23 protein-coding genes and 1 pseudogene are annotated in these 24,966 nt (G+C 66.9%); 15 read left to right on the plus strand and 9 right to left on the minus strand.

Annotation, left to right across the window (positions count from 1 at the left end; translation table 11 throughout):
* Nucleotides 1-4 precede the first annotated feature (4 nt).
* Genes CEX88_RS15000 through CEX88_RS15035 form a run of 8 tightly spaced genes read left to right on the plus strand, consistent with a single transcriptional unit; the run spans nt 5 to nt 8,888 of the window.
* Nucleotides 5-1,207, plus strand: coding sequence for an MCE family protein (locus CEX88_RS15000; protein ID WP_094294064.1), 1,203 nt, complete (start codon nt 5-7; stop codon nt 1,205-1,207).
* The gene (locus CEX88_RS15005) at nt 1,207-2,244 is read left to right on the plus strand and encodes an MCE family protein (protein WP_094294065.1); all 1,038 of its coding nucleotides are present in this window, start codon (nt 1,207-1,209) and stop codon (nt 2,242-2,244) included. Before CEX88_RS15000 ends, CEX88_RS15005 begins: the two co-directional genes overlap by 1 nt.
* Complete coding sequence (locus CEX88_RS15010; protein WP_064428214.1) at nt 2,234-3,295, plus strand: virulence factor Mce family protein; 1,062 nt, start codon at nt 2,234-2,236, stop codon at nt 3,293-3,295. The genes CEX88_RS15005 and CEX88_RS15010 overlap by 11 nt, the downstream gene beginning before the upstream one ends.
* A complete protein-coding gene (locus CEX88_RS15015; RefSeq protein WP_094294066.1) occupies nt 3,292-4,737 on the plus strand; it encodes an MCE family protein in 1,446 nt (481 codons plus the stop codon). Before CEX88_RS15010 ends, CEX88_RS15015 begins: the two co-directional genes overlap by 4 nt.
* On the plus strand, nt 4,734-5,894 hold the full coding sequence (locus CEX88_RS15020; RefSeq protein WP_094294067.1) for an MCE family protein: 1,161 nt from the start codon (nt 4,734-4,736) through the stop codon (nt 5,892-5,894). The genes CEX88_RS15015 and CEX88_RS15020 overlap by 4 nt, the downstream gene beginning before the upstream one ends.
* Complete coding sequence (locus tag CEX88_RS15025; protein ID WP_094294068.1) at nt 5,895-7,643, plus strand: virulence factor Mce family protein; 1,749 nt, start codon at nt 5,895-5,897, stop codon at nt 7,641-7,643. It abuts the gene before it with no gap.
* Between the two features lie 19 nt (nt 7,644-7,662).
* Nucleotides 7,663-8,370, plus strand: a complete 708-nt coding sequence (locus CEX88_RS15030) for a mammalian cell entry protein (protein WP_094294069.1) — start codon at nt 7,663-7,665, stop codon at nt 8,368-8,370.
* The gene (locus tag CEX88_RS15035) at nt 8,370-8,888 is read left to right on the plus strand and encodes a mammalian cell entry protein (protein ID WP_094294070.1); all 519 of its coding nucleotides are present in this window, start codon (nt 8,370-8,372) and stop codon (nt 8,886-8,888) included. The genes CEX88_RS15030 and CEX88_RS15035 overlap by 1 nt, the downstream gene beginning before the upstream one ends.
* Nucleotides 8,889-8,908: 20 nt before the next feature.
* Here the strand turns inward: CEX88_RS15035 and CEX88_RS15040 are convergent, their stop codons facing one another.
* The 4 genes from CEX88_RS15040 to CEX88_RS15055 all read right to left on the minus strand — a co-directional run bounded on the left by CEX88_RS15040 (nt 8,909) and on the right by CEX88_RS15055 (nt 11,398).
* Nucleotides 8,909-10,372 carry an alpha,alpha-trehalose-phosphate synthase (UDP-forming) gene (locus tag CEX88_RS15040; RefSeq protein WP_094294071.1) on the minus strand — a complete coding sequence of 488 codons (1,464 nt, stop codon included), beginning with the start codon at nt 10,370-10,372 and terminating at the stop codon, nt 8,909-8,911.
* Nucleotides 10,373-10,537: a hypothetical protein gene (locus tag CEX88_RS15045; protein ID WP_090279904.1), complete on the minus strand. Its 165-nt coding sequence runs from the start codon at nt 10,535-10,537 to the stop codon at nt 10,373-10,375.
* Between the two features lie 51 nt (nt 10,538-10,588).
* Nucleotides 10,589-10,945, minus strand: coding sequence for a hypothetical protein (locus CEX88_RS15050; protein ID WP_202931505.1), 357 nt, complete (start codon nt 10,943-10,945; stop codon nt 10,589-10,591).
* A gap of 99 nt (nt 10,946-11,044) precedes the next feature.
* Entirely contained in the window at nt 11,045-11,398 is a 354-nt protein-coding gene (locus tag CEX88_RS15055; RefSeq protein ID WP_094294072.1) for a hypothetical protein, read from the minus strand.
* Nucleotides 11,399-11,642: 244 nt separating this feature from the next.
* Here CEX88_RS15055 and CEX88_RS15060 point away from each other — a divergent pair, with 244 nt between their 5' ends.
* The 7 genes and pseudogenes from CEX88_RS15060 (at nt 11,643) to ctaD (ending at nt 19,428) form a co-directional block, all read left to right on the plus strand.
* Nucleotides 11,643-12,575, plus strand: a complete 933-nt coding sequence (locus tag CEX88_RS15060; RefSeq protein ID WP_094294073.1) for an enoyl-CoA hydratase — start codon at nt 11,643-11,645, stop codon at nt 12,573-12,575.
* 44 nt (nt 12,576-12,619) lie between these two features.
* Entirely contained in the window at nt 12,620-13,456 is an 837-nt protein-coding gene (locus CEX88_RS15065) for an SDR family oxidoreductase (protein ID WP_094294074.1), read from the plus strand.
* A 44-nt stretch (nt 13,457-13,500) separates the two neighbouring features.
* Nucleotides 13,501-15,027 (plus strand): PucR family transcriptional regulator, encoded by a 1,527-nt coding sequence (locus CEX88_RS15070; protein WP_094294075.1) that lies wholly within the window; start codon nt 13,501-13,503, stop codon nt 15,025-15,027.
* Nucleotides 15,028-15,178: 151 nt separating this feature from the next.
* Complete coding sequence (locus CEX88_RS15075; protein WP_094294076.1) at nt 15,179-16,444, plus strand: NAD(P)/FAD-dependent oxidoreductase; 1,266 nt, start codon at nt 15,179-15,181, stop codon at nt 16,442-16,444.
* Nucleotides 16,445-16,566: 122 nt separating this feature from the next.
* Nucleotides 16,567-17,057, plus strand: a pseudogene (locus tag CEX88_RS15080) (GreA/GreB family elongation factor).
* A 20-nt stretch (nt 17,058-17,077) separates the two neighbouring features.
* Complete coding sequence (locus CEX88_RS15085) at nt 17,078-17,563, plus strand: GreA/GreB family elongation factor (protein ID WP_094294077.1); 486 nt, start codon at nt 17,078-17,080, stop codon at nt 17,561-17,563.
* Nucleotides 17,564-17,739: 176 nt separating this feature from the next.
* Nucleotides 17,740-19,428, plus strand: coding sequence for an aa3-type cytochrome oxidase subunit I (gene ctaD, locus CEX88_RS15090; RefSeq protein ID WP_094294078.1), 1,689 nt, complete (start codon nt 17,740-17,742; stop codon nt 19,426-19,428).
* Nucleotides 19,429-19,458: 30 nt separating this feature from the next.
* On the opposite strand, the gene CEX88_RS15095 is transcribed toward ctaD, so the two are convergent.
* The 5 genes from CEX88_RS15095 to CEX88_RS15115 all read right to left on the minus strand — a co-directional run bounded on the left by CEX88_RS15095 (nt 19,459) and on the right by CEX88_RS15115 (nt 24,942).
* Nucleotides 19,459-20,445: an NAD-dependent epimerase/dehydratase family protein gene (locus tag CEX88_RS15095; protein WP_094294079.1), complete on the minus strand. Its 987-nt coding sequence runs from the start codon at nt 20,443-20,445 to the stop codon at nt 19,459-19,461.
* 76 nt (nt 20,446-20,521) lie between these two features.
* Complete coding sequence (locus CEX88_RS15100; RefSeq protein ID WP_094294080.1) at nt 20,522-20,992, minus strand: (2Fe-2S)-binding protein; 471 nt, start codon at nt 20,990-20,992, stop codon at nt 20,522-20,524.
* Nucleotides 20,985-21,860 carry an FAD binding domain-containing protein gene (locus CEX88_RS15105; protein ID WP_094294081.1) on the minus strand — a complete coding sequence of 292 codons (876 nt, stop codon included), beginning with the start codon at nt 21,858-21,860 and terminating at the stop codon, nt 20,985-20,987. The genes CEX88_RS15100 and CEX88_RS15105 overlap by 8 nt, the downstream gene beginning before the upstream one ends.
* Nucleotides 21,857-22,564 carry an SRPBCC family protein gene (locus CEX88_RS15110; protein ID WP_094294082.1) on the minus strand — a complete coding sequence of 236 codons (708 nt, stop codon included), beginning with the start codon at nt 22,562-22,564 and terminating at the stop codon, nt 21,857-21,859. The genes CEX88_RS15105 and CEX88_RS15110 overlap by 4 nt, the downstream gene beginning before the upstream one ends.
* A gap of 14 nt (nt 22,565-22,578) precedes the next feature.
* Complete coding sequence (locus CEX88_RS15115; protein WP_094294083.1) at nt 22,579-24,942, minus strand: xanthine dehydrogenase family protein molybdopterin-binding subunit; 2,364 nt, start codon at nt 24,940-24,942, stop codon at nt 22,579-22,581.
* Nucleotides 24,943-24,966 lie beyond the last annotated feature (24 nt).

Here is a 24,966-nt window from a genome sequence, read left to right on the forward strand (position 1 = left end):
GACGATGTCAGACACCGAGGCCAAGCGCAGCCACGTGAGGATCGCCGCGGCGATCCTCGCCACGATCCTGCTCGCGGCGACGGTGTTCACCTACCTGGCCTACACGGCGGCCTTCACGCCGGTGGACACCGTGAGCGTCACCGCTCCGCGGGCGGGTCTGGTGATGGAGCGCGACGCCAAGGTCAAGTACCGGGGCGTGCAGGTCGGCAAGGTCGAGGCGATCGAGTACGCCGGCGACGAAGCCAAGCTGACGTTGGCCATCAACCGCGGCGAGATGCGCTACATCCCGTCCAACGCCAACGTGCGCATCGGCAGCACGACGGTTTTCGGCGCCAAGTCCGTCGAGTTCCTGCCGCCGGCGCAGCCCTCGGGTCAGCAGCTGAAGGCCGGCGCGACCGTGGCCGCCAAGGATGTGCAGCTCGAGGTCAACACGCTGTTTCAGACGTTAAGCGATGTGCTCAACAAGATCGACCCGATCAACCTGAACGCCACGCTGAGCGCGGTGGCAGAAGGCCTGCGCGGCAACGGTGACGATGTCGGCGCGCTGCTCGCCGGGCTGAATTACTACCTGCAGCAACTCAATCCAAAGCTGCCCACGTTGCAGGAGGACCTGCGCAAGACCGCGGTAGTAGCCAACATCTACGGCGACGCCGGTCCAGATCTGGCTCGGATCATCGACAACGCGCCCGCGATCAGCGACACGATCGTCGACGAGAAGGACAACCTCAACGCGGCGCTGTTGGCCGCTACTGGGCTGGCCAACAACGGCACGGCCACCTTCGAACCCGCCGAGGACGACTACATCGCGGCGATCCAACGACTCCGTGCGCCTCTGAAGGTGGCCGGTGAGTATTCCCCGGTGATCGGCTGCATGTTGGAGGGCACGGCGCTGGCGGTCGACCGGTTCGCGCCCGTGATCGGCGGCATTCGGCCCGGTCTGTTCGTGGCGTCGAACTTCCTTCCCGGTTCGCCCGGCTACACGTACCCCGAAAGCCTGCCCATCGTGAACGCCACCGGTGGCCCTAACTGCCGTGGTCTGCCCAACGTTCCGAGCAAGCAGTTCGGCGGATCCTGGTACCGCTCACCGTTCCTGGTCACCGACAACGCCTATGTCCCGTATCAGCCGAACACCGAGTTGCAGTTCGACGCACCGTCGACGCTGCAGTGGCTGTTCAACGGGGCCTTCGCAGAACGGGACGACTTCTAATGCGCGGCGACAAGACGTTGCTCAACGTCAGCATCTTCACCGTGGTCATGCTTCTGGTGGCCGCGGGGCTTGTGGTGGTTTTCGGCGAGTTCCGGTTCACCGCCGAGAAGGGCTACCACGCGACCTTCACCGACGCCTCCCGGTTGAAGGCGGGTCAGGACGTGCGGATCGCCGGGGTCCCGGTCGGAACCGTCGGAGACGTGAAGCTCAACCCCGACAACACGGTCGACGTCTCGTTCGATGTCGACAAGCGCTACCAGCTCTACACCTCCACGCGTGCGGTGGTCCGCTACGAGAACCTGGTGGGAGACCGCTATCTGGAGATCACCTCTGGACCTGGTGAGCTGCGAAAGTTGCCGCCCGGCAGCACCATTCCCAAGGAGAACACCCAACCCGCGCTCGATCTGGACGCGCTGCTTGGCGGTCTGCGGCCGGTGCTCAAGGGTCTCGACGGTCAGAAAATCAACGAGGTCAGCAACGCGGTGATCGAGCTGTTGCAGGGCGAGGGCGGTGCGCTGTCGAACCTGCTGTCGACCACCAGCGCGTTCGCCCAGAACCTGGCGGCAAGGGACCAGCTCATCGGTGACGTCATCGGCCATCTGAACACCGTGCTGGCGACAGTCGACGAGAAGGGCACGCAGTTCGACGCCAGCGTCGACCAACTGCAGCAGCTCATCACGGGTCTGGCCGAAGGCCGCGATCCGATCGCCGGCGCCATCGAGCCGCTCGCGTCGGCGGAGAACGACCTGACCGACATGCTGCAGAAGTCCCGCAGGCCCATTCAGGGCGTCCTCGAGAATGTCCGTCCCTTCGCCCAGCGGATGGATGAGCGCAAGGCCGACGTGAACAAGGTGATCGAGCCGCTCGCGGAGAACTACCTGCGGCTCAACGCACTTGGCGCCTACGGGTCGTTCTTCAACATCTTCTATTGTTCGACGCGATTGAAGATCAACGGGCCGGCGGGCAGTGACATCCTGATCCCGCTGGGCGGTCCGCCCGATCCGTCGAAGGGGAGGTGTGCGCCGAATGTCGAGTAGAGCTGGTGATTCGAACCCGTTGCGCACAGGCATCTTCGGGATCTTCCTGGTGGCTTGCCTGGTGCTGGTGTCGTTCGGCTACAGCAGCCTGCCGTTCTTTCCGCAGGGCAAGCCCTACGAGGCGTACTTCAGCGACGCGGGCGGCATCATTCCTGGCAACGACGTCAACGTGTCGGGCATCAAGGTCGGCAAGGTCACCGGTGTCGAGCTGGCCGGAGACGCGGCCAAGGTGCTGTTCACGGTCGACCGCGACATCAGGGTGGGCGACCAGTCGATGGTCTCGATCAAGACCGACACGGTGCTTGGGGAGAAGTCGTTGGCGGTGACCCCGCAGGGGACGGGTGAGGCGACGGTCATTCCGTTGGCGCGCACCACGACCCCGTACACGCTGGCCACGGCGCTGCAGGACCTCGGGCAGACCGCGGGCGAGCTGGACAAGCCGCGGTTCGAGCAGGCGCTGCAGGCGATCACCGACTCGCTGCGCGACGCCACCCCGCATCTGCGCGGTGCGCTGGACGGGGTGGCGAACCTGTCGCGCAGTCTGAACAAACGTGACGAGGCGCTCGCGCAGCTGCTCGGCCACGCCAAGCGGGTGTCGGACACACTGGCGCAGCGCGCCGGGCAGGTGAACCAGCTGATCGTCGACGGAAACCAGCTGTTCGCCGCGCTCGACGAACGGCGCCAGGCGCTGAGCAATCTGATCGCCGGGATCGACGATGTGTCAGAACAGCTTTCCGGTTTCGTCGCCGACAACCGCCGTGAGTTCAGGCCCGCGCTGGAGAAGCTCAACCTGGTGCTCGACAACCTTCTGGAGCGGCGCGAACACATCAGCGAAGCGCTCAAGCGGTTGCCGCCGTACGCCACGGCCCTGGGCGAGGTGGTCGGCTCGGGCCCCGGATTCCAGATCAACCTGTACGGTCTGCCGCCGGCACCGATTGCCGAGGTGCTTCTCGACTTCTACTTCCAGCCGGGCAAGTTGCCCGACAGCCTCGCCGACATGCTGCGCGGATACATCTCCGAGCGCCTGATCATCAGGCCGAAGTCACCATGACCCAAGCGACTTCGACCTTGACCCGCAGCCGCTGGCTGCGGCCGACACTGGCCGCCCTGCTGGTGATCACGCTCGCCGTCGGCCTTTACCTGGTGTGGCCGACGCGGGTCGGCAACAAGGTGACGGCGTACTTCACCTCGGCGATCGGGCTCTATCCCGGCGACGAGGTCCGCATCGTGGGCGTCCCTGTCGGCACGGTCGACTCGATCGAACCGCGGGTCGGCGACGTGAAGGTCACGATGACGCTGGATCACGGGATTCAGGTCCCGGCCGACGCCAAGGCGCTCGTGATCGCACCGAATCTGGTGTCGGCCAGGTTCGTTCAGCTCACACCGGCCTACACCGGCGGCACGGCGATGGCCGACGGCGCGGAGATCGGGCTCGACCGCACCGCGGTGCCGGTCGAGTGGGACGAGGTCAAAGAGCAGCTCACCGCACTGAGCGCGCAACTCGGGCCCAAGCCCGGTTCGATGCAGGGCCCGCTGTCGGTCGTCGTCAACCAGGCCGCCGACACCTTCGACGGCAACGGGGACACGTTCCGCAAGGCGCTGCGGGAGCTCTCGCAGACCGCGGGCCGGCTCGGCGACTCGCGCACCGACCTGTTCGGCACGATCCGCAACCTGCAGGTGCTGGTCAACGCACTGTCGAACAGCAACGAGCAGATCGTGCAGTTCTCCAACCACGTCGCATCGGTATCGCAGGTCCTCGCGGACAGTTCGGCGGGCCTGGACAACACGCTGGCCACGCTGAACCAAGCGCTGGGCGACGTGAGGGGCTTCCTCAACGAGAGCAACAGCGCACTGATCGATCAGGTCACCAAGCTGGCCGACTTCACGAGCATCCTGACCGAGCGCAGCGAGGACATCGAACAGATCCTGCACATCACGCCCAACGGCCTGTCGAACTTCTACAACATCTACAACCCGGCCCAGGGCACGGTGGGCGGCCTGCTGACGCTGCCGAACTTCGCCAACCCGGTGCAGTTCATCTGCGGCGGTGCATTCGAGGCGGCTCCCACACCGGACAACTTCAAACGCACCGAGATCTGTCGCCAGCGCATGGGCCCGGTGTTCAAGCGCATCGCGATGAACTTCCCGCCGTTGCTGTTCCACCCGATCAACAGCATCACCGCCTACAAGGGCCAGATCATCTACGACACCCCCGCAACCGAGGCGAAGTCCGAGACCCCGATGCCGTATCTGCAATGGCAACCCGCACCCGGGGTCACACCGCCACCGGTGTCGGCGGACATGGACCTCAGTTCGCTGATGGTGCCCCCCGCACCGGACACGGCTCCCGGTACCGCGCATGCCGGTGGACCCCTCGCGGAGGCTCCGGCCGCGCACGCTCCGGTCGAGGGGCCAGCCGAGGCGGCCGAACCCGGCGATCCCGTCGCCCCCGTGCCGATGCCTGCCCCGCTGCCGGGTGGAGGTGCACCGTGATCCGCAAGATCGGGGCGATCCTGTCGCTGGCCGTGCTTCTGGCCGGCTGCTCCTTCGGCGGGCTCAACTCCCTGAACATGCCGGGCACCGCCGGGCACGGCCCCGGTTCCTACAAGATCACCGTGGAACTGCCCGATGTCTCGACGCTGCCGCAGAACTCGCCGGTGATGGTCGACGACGTCACCGTCGGAAGCGTCTCGGGTATCGAGGCGGTGCAACGTTCCGACGGTACGTACTACGCCGCGGTCCAGTTGTCGCTGGACGAGAACGTCAACCTGCCCGAGAACGCGACCGCGAAGGTGGCGCAGACCTCGCTGCTCGGTTCGCAACACATCGAACTGGCCCCACCCGCCGACGGTCCCGGCGTCGGGAAGCTCAAGAACGGCTCGCACATCCCGCTGGACCGGACCGGCCGCTATCCGACCACCGAGGAAGTTCTGTCCACTCTCGGCGTCGTGGTCAACAAGGGCAATCTCGGTGCGCTACAAGACATCACGGACGAGACGTACAACGCGATCGCCGGACGGCAGGGCTCGTTCGCCGACCTGATCCCGCGGCTTGCCGAGCTGACCAGCTCGCTGGACCGCCAGACCAACGACATCATCGCCGCGATGGAAGGCATAGACAGGTTCGCCGGGATCCTCGCGCGTAGCAAGGACAGCCTGGGGCTGACGCTTGACCGCCTTCCGGCGGCGTTGCAGGTGCTCAACGACAACCGCGCCAACATCGTCGAGGCGTTCACGGCGCTGCGGAGCTTCGCCACCATCGCGTCCCGTGTCCTCGAGCAGACCAAGGACGACTTCGCCGCGGACTTCAAGGATCTCTACCCGGTGGTCAAGGCGTTCAACGACAACGCCGACTTCTTCATCAAGGATCTCGAGCTGTTGCCGACATTCCCGTTCCACTACAAGTACCTGCGGAACGCGGTCCGCGGTGACTACCTGAACGTGTACACCACCTTCGACCTGACCCTGCGGCGCACGGGTGAGTCGATCTTCACCACATCGTGGGGATTCGACCCGAACATGAAACGGATGCACGAGCTGATCACGCCACCGGACTTCATGACGGGATCGCTGGCGAACCTGTCCGGCCAGGCCGCCGACCCGTTCGAGATTCCGCCGGGCACGGCGACCCAGCATGGGGAGGGGCCCTAGATGCTGTCGCGCCTGACTCGTATCCAGCTGTCGATCTTCGCCATCGTCACCGTGTTGACGGTGGGCGCGATCTCGATCTTCTATCTGCAGCTACCGGCCGCGGTCGGCATCGGCACGTACCGGGCGACCGCGAATTTCGTTGCCGCAGGCGGGCTGTACGAGAACGCCAACGTCACCTACCGCGGGGTGACGATCGGCCGGGTCGAGTCGGTCGGTCTCTCCGATGACGGTGTCGTCGCCAAGATGCGCCTCAACAGCGGTACACCCGTGCCCGAGAACGTCACCGCCACGGTCAAGAGCGTGTCCGCGGTTGGCGAACAGTACGTCGACCTGGTGCCGCCCGCGGACGCGTCGAGCGCCACGCTGCGCGACGGATCCAACATCGGCGTTGATCGCACGGCGATCGGACAAGACATTGCGGGCCTGCTGGAGGAGGCGCAGGCGCTCGTCACGAGTGTCGGGGACAGCCGCATCCAGGAGCTGCTGCGCGAAACCTTCAAGGCCTTCAACGGGTCCGGACCCGAACTGGCGCGGATGATCCAGTCGGCGCGCATGCTCGTCGACGAGGCCAACGCCAACTACGGCCAGGTGAACCAGCTCATCGACCAGGTCGGTCCGTTCCTCGACGCGCAGATCCGCAGCGGCGACGACATCCGCTCGCTGGCCGACGGGCTGGCCCGCTTCACCACCGAGGTGGCCAACGCTGACCCGCAGTTGCGCTCGACGCTGCAAACCGTGCCCGGGGCGGCGGCCGAGGCCAACGAACTGTTCAGCGGCATCCGGCCGTCCTTCCCGGTGCTGGCCGCCAACCTCGCGAACTTCGGCCGCATCGGCGTCATCTACCGCAAGTCGCTCGAGCACGCGCTCGTGGTGTTCCCGGCGTTGATGGCGGCGCTGCTGACGGTCGGCGGCGGTCTGCCCGCCGACGAGGGCGGCAAGCTCGACTTCAAGATCGACCTGCAAGACCCGCCGCCGTGCCTGACCGGGTTCGTACCGGCGAGCGAGATGCGCAGCCCGGCCGACGAGACGCTGCGCGAACTGCCCAAGGACCTGTACTGCAAGGTGCCGCACAACGATCCATCCGTCGTTCGTGGCGCGCGCAACTACCCCTGCCAGGAGTTCCCTGGCAAGCGTGCGCCGACCGTGCAGCTGTGCCGCGACCCGCGCGGTTACGTCCCGATCGGCAACAACCCGTGGCGCGGTCCGCCGGTCCCGCTCGGAACACCGATGGACGTGATGGAGGACGACACCCCCGAGGACGGCCGCAACATCCTGCCGCCCAACAAGTTCCCCTACATTCCGCCGCAGGTGGATCCGGACCCCGGCCCACCGGCGGTGCAGCTGCCGCCCGGCGTTCCGCCGGGGCCGGGCCCCGCGCCGCATGCGCCGTTCCCGCTTCCGGTGCCGCCGAACGAGGTCCAGCCGAGCCTGCCGCCCGCGTGGCCGTTCTTCAGTCCGCCGGACCATGTGGTGCCGCCGTACGGCCGCACACCACCGCCCCCGCCGGCAGGCACCGTTCCGCCGCCTCCGGCGCCGCCGGGGTCTCCGCCACCGGCCGGTGGTCCGCCGCTGCCTGCGGAGGCGCCGCCGATGGCGTCGGGTTCGACCGGACCGCGTTTCACGACATACGACCGGAACGGGCAGTTCGTCGACCCCCAGGGCGGAACTGGCGTCATCGCGGCCGCGACTGACAAACTGGCGCCTGCAGAAAACTGGGTCGATCTGATGTTGGCCCCAAGGCAGGCGTAATGACGGAGGTTCGGCTTCGGTGAGCACGAGCGAAGCGACGAGCGAAACGGCACCGACGGAGACCAGGTCGAGGTCGGCGCGGCGTCGGCGGGCATCGCGGGCCGCCGGCCCGGCGAGCGGTGACTCCACGGCGACGGCCGTTCGGGTCGAGGCGCCCAAACCGGTGACGGTCCGGCTGGCGAAGCCGGCGGCCCCGCCGCCCCGCAGACAACCCAACCGAAGGCTCGTCGCGACGGTCTTCCTGGCCGCCGCCGCCGTCGCCACGGCCGTGCTGGTGGGGTTGGGCGCTTTGATGGTCGTTCAGCAGCGCGACACCGACGCGACGCTGGCGCGCGAGCAGCGCTTCGTCGACACGGCATCGCAGCTGGTGGTGAACATGTTCAGCTACGAGCAGGACACCATCGACTCCAGCGTCGACCGGTTCGTCAACAGCACCAGCGGACCGCTTCGCGCGATGATGACCGAAGGCAACAACACCGAGAACCTCAAGATGCTGTTCCGCGACACCAACGCCAGCGCCGAAGCCGTGATCAACGGCGCAGCCCTGGAGAAGGTCGACGAGGTCGCGAACAACGCCGCGGTGTTGGTGTCGGCGCGGGTCACTGTGACCGACCTGGACGGCAACAACCAGCCGTCGCAACCGTATCGGTTGCGGGTCATCGTGCACGAGGACGACAACGGGCACATGACGGCCTACGACCTCAAGTACCCCGACGGTGGGAACTGATGCCCGCATCGTCAAGTAGCACCAAGTCGCCGTGGACCGCGCGGATCATCGGCGCGCTGTCGGTTCTGTTGGCGGTCGCGTTCGTGGCGTCGGCCGGTGTCGGTGGCTGGCTCTACTGGAACCGCGTTGAGCAGCGCGGCGAGCTGGCCGCGCGCAGCGAGTTGGCGCCGTTGGCCGAGCGACAGATCCCGAAGGTGTTCGGCTACGACTACCAGACCGTGGAGCGCACGCTCAACGAGGTCTACCCGATGCTCACCCCGGATTACCGCCAGGAGTTCCGCGACCGCGCGGACAAGGACATCATTCCGCAGGCGCGCGAACGCCAGTTGGTCAGCCAAGCCCACGTCGTCGGGGTCGGCGTGCTCGACGCGCATCGTGAATCGGCTTCGGTGATGGTGTATTTGAACCGCACCGTCACCGACAAGTCGAAGGAACCCGTCTACGACGGCAGCCGCCTGCGGGTCGACTATCAGAAGGTCGACGGCAAGTGGCTGATCCAGTACATCACCCCGATTTAATCGGGAGCAGGTTACTGGCTTCAGGACCGCCCGTCGGCGGACTCCGTGGAAGCCAGCGCATCGAGGAACGCCCGCGCCCACCGGTCGACATCGTGTGCGAGCACCTGTCTGCGTAGCGCCCGCATGCGGCGCCTGCCCTCTTCCGGCGCTTGGGTCAGCGCGGCCTCGATGGCGTCCTTGACACCCTCGAGATGATGCGGATTGGCCAGGTAGGCCTGACGCAATTCCGCTGCCGCACCGGTGAACTCGCTGAGGACCAACGCGCCGCCCAGATCGCTGCGACACGCCACGTACTCCTTGGCGACGAGGTTCATGCCGTCGCGCAGCGGGGTCACGAGCATGACGTCTGCCGCGACGAAGAACGCGATCAACTCCTCGCGCGGCACCGGGCGATGTAGATAGTGCACGATGGGATGGCCGACCTCACCGTATTCGCCGTTGATGTGGCCGACCTGGCGTTCGATGTCCTGGCGCATCTCGATATAGCTCTCGACCCGCTCCCGACTGGGTGTCGCAAGCTGGACGAGTACGGTGTCCTCGCGGCTGGCCCGGGCCTCGGCGAGCAGTTCCGACAGCGCCCTGAGCCGGACGTCGATGCCCTTCGTGTAGTCGAGACGGTCCACACCCAGAAGGATCTTGCGGGGATTGCCCAACTCGGTGCGGATCTCCTTGGCGCGCTGGCGGATCGACCGGGACCGTGCCTGCTGGTCGAGCGAGGTCGAGTCGATCGAGATGGGGAAGGCGCCGACCTTCACCGTGCGGAAGCCGAAATTCACCTCACCGAACCGCGACCGGACCCCGATCGTCGCCCGAGAAGTGTTGGCGCCGACCAACCTTCGGGCCAGGATGAGGAAGTTCTGCGCACCACCGGGCAGATGGAACCCGACCAGATCCGCACCGAGCAGGCCCTCGATGATCTCGGTGCGCCACGGCATCTGCATGAACAACTCGACCGGCGGGAACGGAATGTGCAGAAAGAACCCGATGGTGAGGTCCGGACGCAGCATCCGCAGCATCTTGGGCACCAACTGCAGTTGGTAGTCCTGGATCCACACGGTGGCGCCCTGCGCGGCGTGTTTTGCGGTGGCTTCCGCGAAGCGCCGGTTCACCACCACGTAGGTGTCCCACCACTCGCGGTGGTAGATCGGCTTGACGATCACGTCGTGGTAGAGCGGCCACAGGGTCGCGTTCGAGAAGCCTTCGTAATAATTCGCGACGTCGTCGGCGGACAGCTTGACCGGGCACAGGGTCATGTCGTCCTGTTGGATCGGCTCGTCGTCGGCGTCGGGTACGCCGGGCCAACCGATCCACGCCCCGCGCCGGCGGCGGAGCAACGGTTCCAGGGCCGTGACCAATCCGCCCGGACTTCTCTTCCAGGTGGTGCTGCCGTCAGGCAGCCGCTCCATGTCGATCGGCAGGCGGTTGGCCACCACCACGAAATCGGCGTTGCCGGAGTCGGCCCGTGGACCGCCCCCTGAAGTCACTTAGGCCTCGAGTTTCGAGGGCCCAATGCCGAGCATCGAGAGAAACACCCGGCATTCGTCGGCGTCTTTCGCGTACGCGGCGACGACGCGTCGCGCCTGGCGGGCGGTGCTGTCGGCGAGTGGTTCGACGTCGCCGAGCTCAGCGGGGTCTGATTTCGCAGGCATACGACAACTGTATGCGAAAGGGTGACCGCGCCGGTCGGTTAACCCCTTTGACTAGGGGCTGTGGCTGAAGACGGGGGCCGGGGGCGGTGTCACCGTCTGCGCCTGGGCTTCCTCTTCCAGGCCGATGCAGCCGCCCTGGTTGTGGCCGATGCACGGGATACCCATGACCTCTGGGACGTCGGGGTTACCGGGTTGTGTGGTGAACACCGAGCCGGCGTTGGGCACCGTGTGGGGTACGCAGTTGCCGGTGAACTGGTCCGGTTCCTCCCCGCCCGAACAGCCCTGAGCCTGCGGCGCAACCGGGGCCGTGGGTGTGAGGAAGACCGAGGCCACCGGCGCCGCAGCGATCGCAACCGCGAAGCCGCCGGCAAGGATCAGCCGTTGTACAGGAGACTTCAAGCTCGCCATTGTCACGCTTTCTGTAGTGATCAACCGTGCTCTTGGCAGGGATTCTATGGAAGCCGAAAGCTTTCTGCACAGCTTCGCAAAATGGCCAGCCTGCCCCGACTACGGGCTGGCGCTGATGGTGGAGCGAGGCTGCGCGGGTGGGCCCGCCGCGGCTTCGTCCTCGGCCAACCCCAGACAGGCGCCGGCGTTGTGCCCGATGCAGGGGATGCCTTGAATCTCCGGGACATCCGGGTTCGCCGCGGTGGTCTGGAAGAGAGGGGGCGAGTTCGGGACCATGAACGGCACACACGTCATGGTGAATTGGTCTTGCTCCTCACCCCCCTGACAGCCCTGAGCCAGCGCAACGCTCGGTTCCGACATCACGTGCAGGGCGGCCATGGGACCTGCTGCGGCCGCGACCACGAAAGCGCCGGTGAGAACGAGTCTCCGGAGCCGCACCGAATAATTCGCCATTCCGCGATTCTAGGAGCCGATCGGTTGATTCGTGCATCTTTGCACCGCTGGCGGGCCTCGAACCGCCGAAGGTGGATAGCTGCACGAGTGCCGGTTGGGCCGTGACAGCCTTACCCAGCAACGGAATACGCCGCACCGACTGCCATCTGTAGATCCACTCACCGGTGCTGTGGCACCGCTGGTCAAGCGATGCGGGCCGCACCGTAATGTGCAGGTGGTCGAACTACAAGCGAGGTGATCCGCGATGGCGAGCCCTGATCTGACGAGCGCCGATTCCGGAGGCGGTGCAGCGCAACAGGTGACGTACGAAACCCTCGACGACGGCCAGATCGCCCGCATCTGGCTGAACCGTCCGGACGCGCAGAACGCCCAGTCCCGCACGCTGTTGGTGCAGCTGGACGAGGCGTTCGGCCGCGCAGAAGCCGATGACAATGTGCGGGTGGTGATCCTGGCCGCGCGCGGCAAGAACTTCTCGGCGGGACACGACCTCGGGTCGGAAGAGGCGATGCTGGAGCGCAAGCCGGGCCCGGGCCAGCATCCGACGTTCCAATCGCAGGGCGCCACCGTGCCGGCGATCGCCGAGCGCACGTATCTGCAGGAGTGGCACTTCTTCTTCGAGAACACCCGCCGGTGGCGGGATCTGCGGAAGATCACGATCGCGCAGGTGCAGGGAAATGCGATATCGGCCGGGCTCATGCTCATCTGGGCGTGCGATCTGATCGTCGCCGCCGACGATGCCAAGTTCAGCGATGTGGTCGGCGTGCGGATGGGAATGCCCGGCGTCGAGTACTACGCGCACCCATGGGAATTCGGCGCCCGAAAGGCCAAAGAACTTCTGCTGACCGGTGATTCGATCGACGCCGAGGAGTCATACCGCCTCGGCATGGTGTCGAAGATCTTCGCGCGCGACGAACTCGAAGACAAGACACTCGAATTCGCCCGCCGGATCGCCGAGCGGCCGACGATGGCGGCGTTGCTCATCAAGGATTCGGTCAACGCCGCCGCGGATGCGATGGGCTTCACCGAGGCATTGCGCCATGCGTTCCACATTCACGAACTCGGGCATGCGCACTGGGCGGCGCACAACGAGAACCGCTACCCGGTCGGGCTGCCGCCGAATGTGCCGGACTGGCGCACACTCGGCCCACCGAAGCCCGCCCGCCCTGACGAGCCGTGACGTATAACTAGAACCTGTTCTAGCTATAGCGAAGGGGTTTTGCGGTGGAGTTGTCCCTGACGGGTCGGACGGTGTTGGTGACGGGCGGCGGCAGCGGCATCGGCAAGGGTGTGGCTGCCGCTGTGGTGGCAGCCGGCGGTAACGCGATGCTCGTCGGCCGCAACGCCGACAGGCTGTCCACCGCGGCCGACGAGATCAAGGCCCAGGGCGGTCCTGGTTCCGTGCTCTACGAGCCGGCCGACGTGACGAACGAGGACGAGGTGGTACGGGTCGTCGAGGCCACCACGGCATGGACCGGCCGCCTCTACGGTGTCGTGCACTGTGCAGGCGGCAGCGAGACGATCGGGCCGATCACCCAGATCGATTCCGAACTGTGGCGACGCACCGTCGATCTGAACATCAACGGCACCATGTACGTGCTCAAGCACTCGGCGCGCGAAATGGTACGTGGTGGCGGCGGATCGTTCATCGGCATCTCGTCGATCGCGGCGAGCAACACGCACCGCTGGTTCGGCGCATACGGCGTTTCCAAGGCGGGCATCGACCACATGATGCAGCTCGCCGCCGACGAACTCGGCGCCTCCTGGGTGCGCGTGAACTGCATCCGGCCCGGCTTGATCCGCACCGAGCTTGTCGCACCGGTACTCGAATCCCCGGAGCTCAGCGGCGACTACGCCGCCTGCACGCCGTTGCCGCGGCCCGGTGAGGTGGAGGACATCGCCAATGCCTCGCTCTTCCTGCTCAGCGACGCCGCCAGCTTCATCACCGGTCAGGTCATCAACGTCGACGGCGGTCAGTTGGTGCGGCGTGGACCCGACTACTCATCGATGCTCGAGCCGCTCTTCGGGGCAGAGGGTCTGCGGGGAGTCGTCTCCACCTGACCAGTGAAGCCCCCACCCTCCTGACAGCGCGGTAACGTCGGCCCGTGGTCACCTTGGACCGACTGGTCAACGTGCTTGGGAGCTACGGCGTGCGCCTGCGCTTCTGCCCGATCCCGCGCTCGACGGAGTTGGGCAGCGTGGTGATGCACGAGGTGACCGAGGGCCGCACGATCACCGGCGACGTGCTGCTGGCGATCGGCGCGCGAACGGTCAACGAGGCGCTGCGATGGGCGGTTTCGGCGCGCGCGATGGTGGTGCTGCTTCGAGACGGCGACAACGACACGACATTCGCGGGCATGGTCGAGGGCGTCGCGGTGCTGGTCGTCGATCCGGCGGTGCCGTGGAGCGAACTCTCCGCGATCGTCTACGGGCTGGTGCTGGAGGGCAGGGAGACGGAATCCGGCCGCGGCCCAACGGATTTGTTCGCGCTCGCCGACAGCTTGGCCGAGTCGGCGGGCGGTGCGGTGACCATCGAGGACCCGCTGTCACGCGTACTCGCGTACTCGACGATGCAGGAGAACGCCGACCGCGCCCGTGTCGCGACGATCATGAACCGGCAAGCGCCGGAGTGGTTGCGTGAATACTTCGCGTCGCAAGGCGTGTTCACCCATCTCACCTCCTCGGACGATCCGATGTTCGTCGCGCCCAACGCCGATCAGGGCCTGTCCGGGCGCACGGTTGTCGCGGTGCGGTCGGGGCGAGAGCTGATGGGCGCGGTGTGGGTCTCCTCTCCGAAGCCGTTGGTGGACCCCGAACTAACGGCGCTGACCGACAATGCCAGAACCGTCGCCCTTCACCTGTTGCGCTCGCGCGCCAGTGCCGATCTCGAACGGCAGGTCGAATCCGATCTGGTGCTGCGGCTACTCGACGGAAGTGCCGACGCCGCAGCGTCGGCCAGCAGGCTGGGGCTGTCGCAGGGGCCGGTGCGGGTCATCGCCGTGCAGGCGTCGATCGGCGGTGAACGGGATGCGGCGCTGCTGTTGGCGTTCGAACGCGCGACCGCCGGCTTCGGTTGGTCGCGTCCGGGTCGCAGCGCGCTGGCCGGCAACACGATCTACACGTTGATGCCGGGCGAACGGGTCGTAGGTGCCCGCAAGTGGGTCGACGCGTTGAAGGCCGCGCTGCCGGACCGGGTGACGGTGGTGGCCGGCATTAGCAAGGCGGCCGTGGCCGTCGACCTGCCGGCGGCGCGGCAGGAGGCCGATGAGTGCCTGGCGCTGCACGAGGTCGAGCCGCACGACGCCGTGCCGCCCGCCTACGACGAGTCGTGGGACGAGATCCTGCTGCAACGTCTGCGGACCGCCGCACGCGCGGGACGTACGCCGGACAGGGGACCGGTCGCCGAGCTGCGCCGCCACGACCAGGACCACGCCTCCGAGTACATCCCGACGTTGCGGGCGTATCTGGAGGCGCTGGGCGATCCCGCCCAGGCAGGGCTTCGCCTCGGCGTCCACGAGAACACCGTCCGCTACCGCCTGCGCAAGATGGGCGAGGTCACCGATCTGCCGCTCGAGGACGCCCGCAAGCGGCTCGCCATGATGATCGAACTCGCCGCGATGGACACCGACTGAGCCGCCTCCATCGGATCCGGTCCGACCAGGTCATTGTCGGATCACCACAACGGCCCCCCGGCGGATTGTCCTGCACGGGCAAGTCGGAACGCGCCCGTCCGGCCGACCATGGAGTCAACGAACAGACTTTTTCGGTGATGGAGGGATGGCAATGGTCGGCGGCGAGCGGATTGACGGTGGACCGCGGTCTGCGATCGTGGTCGGCGCCGGCATCGTCGGCTTGTCCACGGCGTGGTTCCTGCAGGAGCGCGGTGTCAACGTCACCGTCGTGGACCGCAGCGGGGTCGCCGCAGGCGCCTCGTGGGGCAACGCCGGATGGGTCGCGCCCGCGCTGACGCTGCCGTTGAACTCGCCGAAGACGCTGCGGTACGGCCTGCGCTCGTTGCGTGACCGCAACGCCCCGCTGCACATCCCGTTGACCATCGACGGCGCATTGTGGCTGTTTCTGATCCAGTTCGCCGCGAACTCCCGTTCGTCGGTGTGGAACCAGGCGGTGGCGGCCAACGTGCCGCTGAACCAGGAATGCATCGAAGCGTTCGACGTCTTGATCTCGAACGGGGTGGACGCCCCGGTGACCGACGCCCCGATCACCGCGATCTTCCGCACCACCGAGGACGCCGAGAAGATGATGCGGGAACTGCGTGCCCTCGAACGCGCCGGACAGGAGCTGTTCGTCACCGGCTTGTCCGGTGAGGCGTTGCGCGAGCAGGTGCCGTTGGCTTCGCCTGCGATCACCGCCGGCATCAACATCAACGGTCAGCGCTTCGTCGACCCGGGCCGTTTCGTGCAAGCCCTGGGCCGTGCGGTCGAGGAGCGTGGCGGAAGCATCCTGACCCATGACGTGCGCGGCGTGTTCAGTTCCGGTAACGGCGTGGTGGTGCAGCCCTACAGCGGAAAGCATCTGACCGCCGACAGCGCGGTGATCGCGACCGGCGCGTGGATGTCGCGGCTGGCAGGGCACCGGCTGCGCGTGCCCGTAGAGTCTGGTCGCGGTTACTCGTTCACCGTGCCGGTGGATCGCCCGATCCCCGGACCGATCTATCTGCCGGACGCACGCATCGCGTGTACGCCATACAAGGGCGCGCTGCGAGTGGCCGGCACGATGGAGTTGCGCGATCCGCACGAACCGGCGATCCCCGAGCGCGTCGGTGCGATGGTCGAATCGGCGAGCCCGCTCCTGGAGGGAGTCAGGTGGGCCGAACGCAGCGACATCTGGGTGGGTCCGCGGCCGATCACCCCGGACGGCCGACCGCTGATCGGTGAGATGTCGCGCAACGTCTACGTGGCAGGCGGGCACGGCATGTGGGGGTTGGCTCACGGTCCGGTCACCGGCCGGCTCCTGGCCGAACAGATCACGACCGGCAAGCAACCCGAGGCGCTGCGGCCCTTCGATCCTCTCCGCCGCGCAGTCGCATAGGCCGAGCACACGATTCTTCTGCCCTTCGCGGGCACTGCGAGTCGTCAGGGGCGGCGCTGTCACAGCCCGTGGCCCGCCCCTGACGGCAACACCCTTCGAGAAAGGACCGAAACATGACGAGCATGACGAGCACCAACCGCGTCTGGATGACGCGACGTGCCTACATCAAACTTCAGGCCGAACTGGCCGAGCTGAGGGCCAAACATCGATCCGAGGTGTCCGACGACGCCACCGACGATGACGCCACCCGCACTGCGGAGGACCGAATGCGGTCCAACCGGATCCACCGGATTGAAGACCTGCTCGCAAACGCCGTCGTCGGCGAGAACCCGCCCGACGATGGCGTGGCCGAGCCGGGCATGGTCTTGACCATCCGCTATGACGACACCGGGGTGACACCGAGACGTTCCTGCTCGGGATCCGCGGTATCGAACCCGCCGAGATCGAGGTCTACTCGCCGCGGTCGCCGCTGGGCGTCGCGATCCTCGGCGCACGACCGGGGGATCGGCGTACGTATGAGGCCCCCACCGGTAAGGAGTTACGAGTGACGCTCCTGGAAGCCACGCCCTACGAGGGCGCCATCGACTCGGCAGCCGGCCGACTCCCAGCTTGATTGCACGGAAGGACCGAAAAATGACAAGTGCGCAGCGGATCTGGATCTCGCGGGCGGCCTACGAGCGGTTGCAAGAAGAGCTCGCCACACTGCGCGAGCTGTGCGCGAACGCGGTAGGCGACGAAGAAGCCGACGAGAACGCGAGCGCGATCAAGCGGGCACGTCAAGCACGTATCCAGCAGATCCACGAGATGCTCATCAACGCTGTCGTCGGTGAAGATCCGCCGGACGACGGTATCGCCGAACCGGGCATGGTCGTCACGGTGCGGTTCGACGACACCGCTGAGATCGAAACGTTCCTGCTCGGCGTGCGCAGCGCCGAGCACGGCGACATCGAGGTGTACTCCACCCAGTCGCCGCTGGGCGCGGCCATCCTTGGTGCCCGCCCCGGTGAGCAGCGCGGCTTCCGGACACCGAGCGGAACCGAGCTGTCGGTCACGATGCTGACGGCGGTGCCGTACGGCATGCACAGCGACGACGGGACACCTGTGAACGCGGCCGGCTGACCGCCCCGGCCGCGCCGCTTCGCTGAATGGCTTTCGATCCGTTTCGGCGCTACCTAAGATCGAGGTCACGACATTTGGGTACATGACCCCTGGCCCCGCGCCGAAGGGAGCGTTACGTGACCGCCGAAGTGACCTCAGTTCCTCAGCTGGAGGTGCGTCGCCCGTTCCCGGCCCGAATGGGCCCGAAGGGCGCGCTGATCTACAAGCTCATCACCACGACCGATCACAAGCTGATCGGCATCATGTACGTGGTCACCTGCTTCGTGTTCTTCTTCATCGGCGGGTTGATGGCCCTGTTCATCAGGGGCGAGCTGGCGATGCCGGGGCTGCAGTTCCTGTCCAATGAGCAGTACAACCAGTTGTTCACCATGCACGGCACGATCATGTTGCTGTTCTATGCGACGCCGATCGTGTTCGGGTTCGCCAACCTGGTGCTGCCGCTGCAGATCGGCGCGCCCGACGTGGCGTTTCCGCGGCTCAACGCGTTCTCGTACTGGCTGTTCCTGTTCGGCGGGCTCATCGCGGTCGCGGGCTTCATCACCCCCGGCGGTGCGGCCGACTTCGGTTGGACGGCGTACGCACCGCTGAGCAACGCCATGCATTCACCGGGCGCCGGCGGTGACCTGTGGATCATGGGCCTGGCCGTGGCCGGTCTGGGCACCATCCTCGGCGGGGTCAACATGATCACCACCGTGGTGTGCATGCGCGCACCCGGTATGACGATGTTCCGGATGCCGATCTTCACCTGGAACATCCTGGTGACATCGGTCCTGGTGCTGATGGCCTTCCCGATCCTGACCGCCGCACTGCTCGCCCTGGCCGCCGACCGCCATCTCGGCGCGCACGTCTACGACCCGGCCAACGGCGGACCGATCCTCTACCAGCACCTGTTCTGGTTCTTCGGCCACCCCGAGGTGTACATCGTGGCGCTGCCGTTCTTCGGCATCGTCACCGAGATATTCCCCGTCTTCAGCCGCAAGCCGATCTTCGGCTACACCACCTTGATCTACGCCACCCTGGGCATCGCTGCGTTGTCCATCGTGGTGTGGGCGCACCACATGTACGCGACGGGCGCCGTACTTCTCCCCTTCTTCTCGTTCACCACCTATCTGATAGCCGTGCCCACCGGGATCAAGTTCTTCAACTGGATAGGCACGATGTGGAAGGGCCAGTTGACCTTCGAGACACCGATGCTGTTCTCGATCGGGTTCATGCTCACCTTCCTCCTCGGTGGACTCACCGGCGTGATGCTGGCCAGCCCGCCGCTGGACTTCCACGTCTCCGACACCTACTTCTTGATCGCGCATTTCCACTACGTGTTGTTCGGGACCATCGTGTTCGCGACCTATGCGGGGATCTACTTCTGGTTCCCGAAGATGACCGGCCGTCTGCTCGACGAACGGTTGGGCAAGCTGCACTTCTGGCTCACGTTCATCGGTTTCCACACCACGTTCTTGGTGCAGCACTGGCTGGGTAACGAAGGCATGCCTCGTCGCTACGCCGACTACCTACCGGCCGATGGGTTCGTACCGCTCAATGTGGTGTCGACGATCGGGGCGTTCATCCTGGGTATCTCGATGCTGCCGTTCGTTTGGAACGTATTCAAGAGCTGGCGCTACGGCGAGCCGGTCACGGTCGATGATCCGTGGGGATATGGCAACTCGCTGGAGTGGGCGACGTCGTGTCCGCCGCCCCGACACAACTTCACCGAGCTGCCCCGGATCCGTTCGGAGCGGCCGGCTTTCGAGCTGCACTATCCCCACATGGTGGACCGGATGCGCGCCGAGTCGCATATCGGTAGGCACGCCACGGCGGGTGAATCGCCGTCCGGTTTCGGCCCCCGCACAGAGCCCGACCGCAGCTGACCGGTCGGCTGCTCAGCCGGTCCGAACCGGTTACGGAACCGATTGCTGCCGTTCGAAAGTCGCGATGATGGCCTCGACCGGCGACCGCCACGTCACGCCGAGGTCGCCGGTGGTGGCAGAGTCGTCGGTCGGCGTCGCGGCGGTGAGCAAAAGTGCCGCCTCATAGGTGAGACCGTCGCCAAGGTCGACGACGCCGGACAGCGCCTCTCCGACGATGCTGAGGCCCCGAAACATGCCTTGGCTGATCGGAATTCGCCGGAATCGACGCTTCGTGCCCTTCTCCAGGGCCGAGATCATGTCGTCGAACGCGATCAACTCGCCACCGCACACGTAGCGGCGTGGTCCGCGGCCGGGAACGAACAACGCGGCGTGCACGTCGGCGACATCGCGAACGTCGATCATCTGCATCCCTCCGCGCAGTCGCGGCGCGACGCCCCATCGGACCAGGGGCGCCCAGCCACGCTCGGTGACGCCCGCGGCGGTGTGGAACGCCGGACCCACCACACTCGACGGGTAGGTGATGACGACCGGCGCGCCCTGCTCCTGGAGCCGCCGTGCCACGCGATCGGCGTAGGCCTTGGTCTGCGCGTAGGGACTGCGACCGGGCGCGGTCGGCGTATCGGGACCGATCACCCCGTCGGGTGGCGGGAACAGCGCGCTGTAGCTGCTGACCAACACGACGGGGTCCAACCCGCCGGCCACCGCGCGCGTCAGCACCGCTTCGGTGGCATGGGCGTTCACTTCCCACATCAGCGTGCTGCGGCGCTTGTCGGTGCCGACGACGCCGGCGCCGTGCAGCACCGCGTCGCAGCCGTCGAGGAGCCCCTCGACTGTGGCGGTCTGCCGGATGTCGCCGCTGACGGTCTCGACGTCACCGATTTCGGCGAGTTTGGCCAGGACCGGCGCGCCTTCCGCGTCGGGCGCGATGAGCAGGCGCACGCGGTGGCCGGCAGAAAGCAGGGCACGCACGCAGTGGGCGCCGACGTAGCCGGTGCCCCCGGTGACGGCGATCAGCATGGTTCTCCTCGGGTCTCGAAGAAGGTGCCGATCGTATCGGAGTCGTCGCGGCGGCCCGCCGACGACATGGGCGGCCTCAGGTCATCTCGGCGGCACGGTGTACCGCGTTGACGATCCCCTGATAACCCGTGCACCGGCAAAAGTTGCCCGACAAACCCTCGCGGATCTCTTCGTCGCTGGGCTTGGGATTGTCACGCAGCAACGCGGTGATAGAGGTGACGAAGCCCGGGGTGCAGAAACCGCACTGCAGCCCGTGGCATTCGCGCAGGGCGGCTTGCACCGGCGACAGTTCGCCGTCGGCGCCGCCGATGCCCTCGACGGTGGTGACCTCCATACCCTCGGCCTGCACGGCGAAGATCAGACAGGCGCGCACCGCGTCGCCGTCGAGCAACACCGTGCAGGCACCACAGGCGCCGTGCTCACACCCGAGGTGTGTCCCGGTCAAGCCACACTTCTCACGCAGGAAGTCCGCGAGTGTCAGGCGCGGTTCCACGGTCGCTGCGAACGTGCGCCCGTTGACCGTCACTTCGACCGGCATCTCATGCATCGCGTGCCTCCGTGATGGCGCCGGACCAGGCGCGGGCGACCATCGTCGCCCCGACCTTGGCCCGGTAGGTGGCCGACCCCTGCAGGTCGGATGGGATGTCCTCGAGCCCGGACAGTGCGAGCCGCCCGACTTCTTCGGCGCTGATCTCGTCGACCGGTCGACCGGTGACCGCCTCTTCGGCGGGGCTGCCCCGCAGCGGTGTCGAGCCCAGACCCAACAAGCCGACGCCGCAACGACTTACCCGGTCATCGTCGTCGAGTTCGACCGCCACCGCGGCGCCGGCGATCGCGAAATCACCGTGGCGGCGGGCGAATTCCTCCAGCGCGAAACCCGACCGCCCACCCCAGACGGGGAAGTGCACCGCGGTCAACATCTCCCCGGGCGCCAGCGAGGTCTCCCAAAGACCGGTGAAGAAGTCTTTCGCCGCGATCTGCCGGAATCCCGTCGACGAGACGACATCCATCTGCGCGTCGAGCGCGAGCGCGACCGCCGCGTACTCCGCCGCGGGATCGGCGTGCGCGATGGCGCCGCCGAGTGTGCCCCTGGTGCGGATCTGGAAGTGGCCGATGTGCGGGGTGGCCAGCGTCAGCAGCGGAACCGATTCCGCCACTTCGTCATCCATTCCGACGAACGAGTGCGGGGTGCCCGCCGCGACGCGTACCGCGCCGTCGACCAGGTCGATGCTGCGAAGCTCGTCGATGCGGGAGATGTCGATGAGGTTGTCGAAGTGCGTCAGGCGCATCGCCAGCATTGGCACCAGACTCTGCCCGCCCGCAAGGATTTTCGCGTCCTCGCCGTATTCGGCGAGCATGTCCACCGCCTCCTTCACCGATTCGGGGCGGTGGTAGGTGAACGGAGCGGCTTTCACGGCCGCAGCCGCTCGGTCGGCGCGCTCAGCAGTCGCAGCAGGGCGGACTGCAGGTCGTCGGCCAGTACGGCAGTGGGGCTCTTCCTGCGGCGCCGCCCGATCAGGAAGCCCATCGCCAAGCCGCCGGCGACGGCGGCCGCGACGGGTGCGGCCCGCTTGGCCATCGGCAGCGCAACGACTTTGAGCATGTCGATGGAATCGCCGGCATCGGGCTGAGCCGCAACCGCGGCCGTCTCCGTGGTCGGTGCGGTCGTCGCGGCGCCGCCGAGAAGATCCGATTCGAGGTTCTTGGCGAATTGTCCGATCAGGTTCGTCGACACGTCGGCCAGTACGCCGCGGCCGAACTGAGCGGCCTTCCCCGAGATGGTCAAGTCCGTGGTGATCGTGACGCTGGTCGCGTCACCCTCGTCCTTGAGTTGCGCGGTCACGAGCGCGGCCGCGTTACCACTGCCGCGGGTCTCCTTACCCTGCGCCTTGATGACAACGCGGCGAGCGGCCTTGTCGCGCTCCTCGAACGAGGCATCCCCCTTGTAGGACACCGTGATCGGACCGACCTTAACCTTCACCGCGCCGGTGAAGGCGTCGCCGTCGACCGACAACAGCTGAGCACCCGGAATGCACGGCGCGACGCGTTCGACGTCGTTGAGTGCCTCCCATGCCGTGTCCACCGGCACGGCGACCCGGAATTCGTTGTTGAGTTCCACTGTGGCTGCGTTCCTTACTTCTGGGCGTTCTCGATGGCCTCGACGATCGCGGCGGGGCTGGCGGGTAGGCGGGTCAGCGTGACACCGAGCGGTGCCAGGGCATCGTTGATCGCGTTGATGACGGCAGGTGTCGAACCGATCGCGCCGCCCTCGCCGACGCCCTTGTATCCGCCGACGCCGGGTCCGGGGATCTCCACGTGCCCGTACTCGACCGGGGGCACCTCGGTGGCCGTCGGCAGCAGGTAGTCGACGAAAGTGCTCGACAGCGGGTTGCCGTCGTCGTCGTAGGCCATATCCTCGAGCAGCGCACCGCCGATGCCCTGCACGGTGCCGCCGGCGATCTGACCCTCGACGACGTTGGGGTTGATCATCGGGCCGACGTCCTCGCTGACGATGTAGCGGGTGAGGGTGACCCGCCCGGTCTCGATGTCGACCTCGCACGTGCAGGCATGGGTGGCGTTCGCCCAGTGGATCATCGCCTCCGGTGGTGAGGCGAACCGCGCGGTCGCCTCCAACGACGACGAGACACCGGGCGGCAACTGCTGCGGCTCGTAGTACGCCCGGTAGGCGAGATCAGCGAAAGTCACGCTCTTGTCCGGGTTTCCGGCCACCACGGCGCGCGAGCCGGTCAGCTCCACCTCGGCCTCGTCGACCTCCAGGCGCGGTGCGGCCATCGCGATGATCTGCTTGCGCAGCAGCGCTCCCGCCTCGGCGACCGCACCCGCAGTCATCGGACCGCTGCGGCTGCCCTGGGTGCCCGCGCCGTACGGGGTGACCGCGGTGTCGCCCTGGATCGTCGACACGTCGGCGATCTCGGCGCCCAGCGCGTCGGCGGTCAACTGCACGACGGTGGTCTCGAGGCTGTTGCCGGTCGACCCGCCGTTGACGTAGACGTTGATCTTGCCGGTGGGCTCCATCCGGATGGTGCAGCCCTCGGTGCCCAGGTGTCCGGTCGCGGCGCCGGTCGGTTCGATGTAGGCCGAGAACCCCAGGCCGATGTAGCGGCCCTCAGCCAGCGCATCGGCCTGTTCCTTGCGGAAGCCCTCGTGGTCGAGGATCTTCACCGCCTGCTCGAAGGTGTCGGCGGGCGCGACGTGGTCGTAGGGCATGCCGTTGGGGTTGAAGTAGGGCATCTCATCGCCGCGCAGGATGTTGCGCCTGCGCAGTTCGACGGGATCCATGTCCAGCTTGCGCGCGGCGATGTCGAAAAGCACCTCGCGGGCCAGGGTTTCGTACTGCCAGGGGCCGCGGTACGCGTGCAGGCCGGCGGTGTTGGAGAACACGGTCTTGTAGTTGAAGCTGGCCTTCGGCACCCGGTACGGGCCCGGGAAGAACATGCCGACCGCGGCGGTGGTCAGCACCGGGTACGGGGTGGGGTAGGCGCCGACGTCATAGGCGAAGTCGATGTCGACGGCGAGGATGGTGCCCTCTTCGTCGAGGGCCATCCGCGCGGTGCCGTCGACGTGGCGCGCCTGACCCGCCGACATCAGGTTCTCGCGGCGGTCCTCGATCCACTTCAGTGCCGCGGAGCTCAATTGCGCGTTCGACGTCGCCGGGACCTTCCGAGCCGCCAGCATGATGCACATGTCCTCGCGCATCGGCACGACCTTCTGGCCGAAGCCACCGCCGGTGTCGCGCATGATGACTCGCACGTTGTGCGCAGGAATGCCGAGCAGCCGCGCGCAGAACGCGCGCAACTCGTGGGGCGTCTGCGTCGATGCCCACAGGGTCAGTTCCTCGGTCGCAGGCGTCCACTCCACGACCATGCCGCGGCACTCGATAGGCACCGGCGCGTGGATCTGCTGATAGACGTTCGCCGACGCGACGCAGGCGGCGGTGGCGAACGTCTCCTCGTCGGGCGGCGCTCCGCCCATGCCGCCCGCGACGTTGTCGGGGTAGGCCTCATGCACGACCACCGACGACCCGACGGCTTTCGTGAAGTCGGCGACCGCAGGCAATGGCTCGTAGTCGACGTCGACGAGATCGACTGCGTCCTCGGCGAGATAGCGGCTGTCGGCCACGACGAGCGCGACCGGATCGCCGACGAACTTCACCTCACCTTCGGCCAGCGGCGGGCGCGGGGTGTCGGGGATGTCCTTGCCCGCGACCGCGTGCCAGGCCTCCTTGACGTCGGGATTGAGGTCGTCGGCGGTGAACACCGCGTGCACCCCCGGCATGGCCAGCGCGGCCGACGCGTCGATGCCGTTGATCTTCGCCCTGGCGAACGGGCTGCGCACGAAGCACGCGTGCAGCATCCCCGGCCGCACGACGTCGTCGACGAAGGTGCCTCGGCCGGTGAGAAGCCGGTTGTCCTCGACGCGCGCGACTCGGGTTCCTGCGTAACGGGTCGCGACCTTCTCCGCTGAAGCAGAAGTCACCGGTTCACCCTTCTCCTCGCCGTG

The organism is Mycobacterium neumannii, assembly GCF_002245615.1.
Taxonomy (GTDB): Bacteria; Actinomycetota; Actinomycetes; order Mycobacteriales; family Mycobacteriaceae; genus Mycobacterium; species Mycobacterium neumannii_A.

Bases quoted from the DNA above. Each gene is read 5' to 3' on its own strand.
- CEX88_RS15000 (WP_094294064.1), top strand. From the start codon at position 5: ATGTCAGACACCGAGGCCAAGCGCAGCCACGTGAGGATCGCCGCGGCG.
- CEX88_RS15095 (WP_094294079.1), bottom strand. From the start codon at position 20,445: ATGCTGATCGCCGTCACCGGGGGCACCGGCTACGTCGGCGCCCACTGC.
- CEX88_RS15085 (WP_094294077.1), top strand. From the start codon at position 17,078: ATGACAAGTGCGCAGCGGATCTGGATCTCGCGGGCGGCCTACGAGCGG.
- CEX88_RS15050 (WP_202931505.1), bottom strand. From the start codon at position 10,945: ATGGCGAGCTTGAAGTCTCCTGTACAACGGCTGATCCTTGCCGGCGGC.
- ctaD (WP_094294078.1), top strand. From the start codon at position 17,740: ATGGGCCCGAAGGGCGCGCTGATCTACAAGCTCATCACCACGACCGAT.
- CEX88_RS15100 (WP_094294080.1), bottom strand. From the start codon at position 20,992: ATGCATGAGATGCCGGTCGAAGTGACGGTCAACGGGCGCACGTTCGCA.
- CEX88_RS15005 (WP_094294065.1), top strand. From the start codon at position 1,207: ATGCGCGGCGACAAGACGTTGCTCAACGTCAGCATCTTCACCGTGGTC.
- CEX88_RS15015 (WP_094294066.1), top strand. From the start codon at position 3,292: ATGACCCAAGCGACTTCGACCTTGACCCGCAGCCGCTGGCTGCGGCCG.
- CEX88_RS15075 (WP_094294076.1), top strand. From the start codon at position 15,179: ATGGTCGGCGGCGAGCGGATTGACGGTGGACCGCGGTCTGCGATCGTG.
- CEX88_RS15025 (WP_094294068.1), top strand. From the start codon at position 5,895: ATGCTGTCGCGCCTGACTCGTATCCAGCTGTCGATCTTCGCCATCGTC.
- CEX88_RS15010 (WP_064428214.1), top strand. From the start codon at position 2,234: ATGTCGAGTAGAGCTGGTGATTCGAACCCGTTGCGCACAGGCATCTTC.
- CEX88_RS15060 (WP_094294073.1), top strand. From the start codon at position 11,643: ATGGCGAGCCCTGATCTGACGAGCGCCGATTCCGGAGGCGGTGCAGCG.
- CEX88_RS15035 (WP_094294070.1), top strand. From the start codon at position 8,370: ATGCCCGCATCGTCAAGTAGCACCAAGTCGCCGTGGACCGCGCGGATC.
- CEX88_RS15045 (WP_090279904.1), bottom strand. From the start codon at position 10,537: ATGCCTGCGAAATCAGACCCCGCTGAGCTCGGCGACGTCGAACCACTC.
- CEX88_RS15055 (WP_094294072.1), bottom strand. From the start codon at position 11,398: ATGGCGAATTATTCGGTGCGGCTCCGGAGACTCGTTCTCACCGGCGCT.